3 protein-coding genes are annotated in these 2,978 nt (G+C 71.5%); all 3 read left to right on the top strand.

Annotated elements, in window-relative coordinates; genetic code table 11:
• On the top strand, window positions 1-1,014 hold a 1,014-nt coding region (locus tag AC1DYI_RS31150), incomplete at its 5' end, for a hypothetical protein (RefSeq protein ID WP_477207986.1).
• A 7-nt stretch (window positions 1,015-1,021) separates the two neighbouring features.
• Window positions 1,022-1,834: a hypothetical protein gene (locus AC1DYI_RS31155; protein WP_477207987.1), complete on the top strand. Its 813-nt coding sequence runs from the start codon at window positions 1,022-1,024 to the stop codon at window positions 1,832-1,834.
• On the top strand, window positions 1,831-2,978 hold a 1,148-nt coding region (locus AC1DYI_RS31160; RefSeq protein WP_477207988.1), incomplete at its 3' end, for a hypothetical protein. The genes AC1DYI_RS31155 and AC1DYI_RS31160, both read left to right, overlap by 4 nt.

Consider the following 2,978-nt stretch of genomic DNA (forward strand, 5'->3'; position numbering starts at 1 on the left):
GGCTTGGTGATGCTGGACCTGCCGGGCGGCCTGACACGTGGCTGCACCACCTTGCCGGGCGACTGCTTCTGGCTGCGCCTGTCCGGCCACGGCGAGCTGGACCTGCTCGCGGGCCTGATCGGCGTCTGGACCAACGGCCTGAGCGCGCTGCGGCTCGGCGAGTGCCCGAACGAGCCCTTGCCACCCGGCCGCATCCGCGCTGCACTCGAAGCCACGCCGGGCCTGGCCGCGGTGCGCCAGCCCTGGCCCTCGTTCGACCTGCAGCCGCAGGAGACCACCGCCGCGTGGACCACCCGCGTGGCCGAGCGCCTGCGCCACCGCGCCCGCGCGCTCACCCCGTGGGACTGCGAGCGGCTGGTGCTGCAGGCCTTCCCGGAAGTCTTCAAACTCAAGTGCATCCCGCGCAGCGACACCGGCCCCGACGAGCCGGTGCTGGTCGTCGTGGTGCCGGCGTTGACCGCCGGCTACGAGATCGACGGCACCGAAGCGCCGCGCCTGGACGCCTCGACATTGCAGCGCATCGCGCAGTTCCTAAGCGACCGCATGCCGCCGCACCAACCGCTGCTGGTGCGCAATGCCAGCTACGAGCGCATCCAGGTGCGCTGCACCCTGCGGCTGGCACGCGGCGAGCCGGCCGGCGAACGCCTGCGCGAGCTGAACCAGAGCCTGCGCGACTACCTCTCGCCCTGGCGCCCCGGCGGCATCACCACGCAGTTCGACTGGCAACTGCGCACCGACGACGTCGAGGCCTTCTTGCGCGCGCAGCCCGGCGTCGACGCGATCGGCCAGGCCTCGCTGCTGCACATCGTGCTCAGCGACCAGGCGGTGTACCGCTTATCGGACACCGCGCGCGGCGACCGTGTGGTGCGCCCGGCCCAGCCTTGGAGCCTGGCGCTGCCCACACGCGGTCACCTGCTGGACCTGGTCGACCCGCCCGCCCAGCTGGCGCAGCCCAGCGGCCTGAGCAAGCTGACGATCGCCAGCAGCTTCATCATCGGCGCGGAAGCCGCGTGAGTCACCCATGACCTGGCGCAACCGCGAAACCCTGAAGAACTACTTCGGCGACGGCCAGTTGCCGACGCAGGCGCATTTCGCCGACCTCGTCGACTCGATGCTCAACATGGTCGACGAGGGCTTTCGCAAGACGGTCGCCAACGGCCAGGAGCTCTACGCCCCGGTCGGTCACCACAACCTGCTGAGCTTCTACCGCGACCAGTCTCCGCAGCAGGCGCTGTGGCGCGTCAGCCTGGGCCCGCAGCTGGACCAGCTGCAGTTCCAGCCCCAGGGCACCAGCCAGCCCTTGCTGAGCCTGGACACGAAGCAGCGCGTTGGCATCGGCACCGCCACACCGCAGACCACGCTCGACGTGCGCGGCACCGTCAGCAGCCAGGGCCGGCGTGGCCTGCTACCGCCACCCGGGCCGGTGCTGGCCAACGGCGAATGGCAAGACCTGACGGGCGACCTCGAAGGCTGCCAGGCCTTCGAAGTGGTTGCCGGCGCAGGCCAACCGGGCACCGGCCACTTCGGCCTCGTGCACGCCACCGCCTTGTCGGCCTACAACCCCGGCGGCGGCCTGTGGGCCTGGTGGCGCGCGCGGCGCGGCATCCGGCAGACGCGAGGCTGGTGGGGCCGGCGCTGCGACAAGCTGCAGCTGCGCTGGCACGGCACCCATGGCCGCAAGGCGATCTACCGGCTGCAGATCCGCACCGGCTGCAATTTCGGCGACGGCGTGCGCATCCAGGCCCATGTCTGCCAGCTCTGGTTCGATGCACACATGGCGCTGAGCCAGCCGGCGAATCCGGCGACCGGCCAGCCACCGAAGGCCTCCACATGAAGCCGATCGCCAGCATCGCCCGCCATCGCGCGCAGGCCCCGGACCCGCTGGGCTTCGACGCGCTGCGGCTGCAGGCCATCACCGCGGCCCAGCACGCAAGCGGCGAGCTGTGGACCGACTTCAACCTGCACGACCCCGGCGTCAGCCTGCTGGAAGCGCTGTGCTTCGCACTGACCGAAGACCTGTTCGCCGCGCGCCAGCCAGTGCCGCAGTTGCTGGGTCTCAGCCCGCAAGACGGCCCGGCCGCCTGGGCGCGCTTCGGGCTGCACACGCCGCAGACACTGCTGCCCTGCCACCCCTGCACCGACCGCGACTGGCAATGTTGGCTGCTGCAGGAACTGCCCCATGCACGCCACCTGTACATGCAAGCCTTGCGCGATGCCCGAGGCCATGCCACGGGCCTGTGGCACATGGCGCTTCAGGGGCAGTCCGGCGCGGCCGAAGAGCGGCTGTCGCTGCGTGCCACGGCATTGCAAGCCTACTGGCCGCAACGCAACCTGGGCGAAGACCTGGACGGCCCGCCGCAGGTGCTGCGCCCACGTTGGGTCGAGCTGGAAATCTCTCTGCTGCTGGACGGCCACCGCGACGTCTGCGAGCTGCTGGCCGAGCTGCTGCAGCGCTGCGACGATTGCATTTCGGCGCGCCTGCCCGAAGGCCTGCCCGCGCGCCCAGGCACGGCCACCGATGTCGAAGGGCCGCTCGGGCGCCCCCTGACGCCGGGAGAAGACATCTGGCTCGGCCAGGATCCCGACTTCCTCTACGTCAGCGACCTGGCCCGTTATCTGCAAGGCATGCCGGGCCTGAAGGCGATCGACACGCTGCGGCTGCACCTGGCCCCGGGCGAGCAGGCCGACCCGCTGGACGACGTGCCGACGCCGCCTGGCTCCGTGCGCCGCCGTGGCCGCGACTGGGCCCTGCGCCTGCGCTGGCCCGACAACGAAAACCAGTTGCGCCGCTGGCGGCTTGCGCGCGAAGCCGGGCCGGTGCAGGTGCCCGCGCAGGCGCTGCTGCAAATGCTTTCGGACCGCCGGCGACTGCCGCTACGGCTGCCCTCTTCATCCAACACGCCGCTGCCGGCTGCAGCGCTGCCCGAACCACTGCCCGCCTTGCCGGCCTTGCGCCGCGACCACTACGCGGCCAGCGC

The sequence above is a fragment of the Ideonella sp. P3_A4 genome (assembly GCF_056403075.1).

Bases quoted from the DNA above. Each gene is read 5' to 3' on its own strand.
- AC1DYI_RS31155 (WP_477207987.1), top strand. From the start codon at position 1,022: ATGACCTGGCGCAACCGCGAAACCCTGAAGAACTACTTCGGCGACGGC.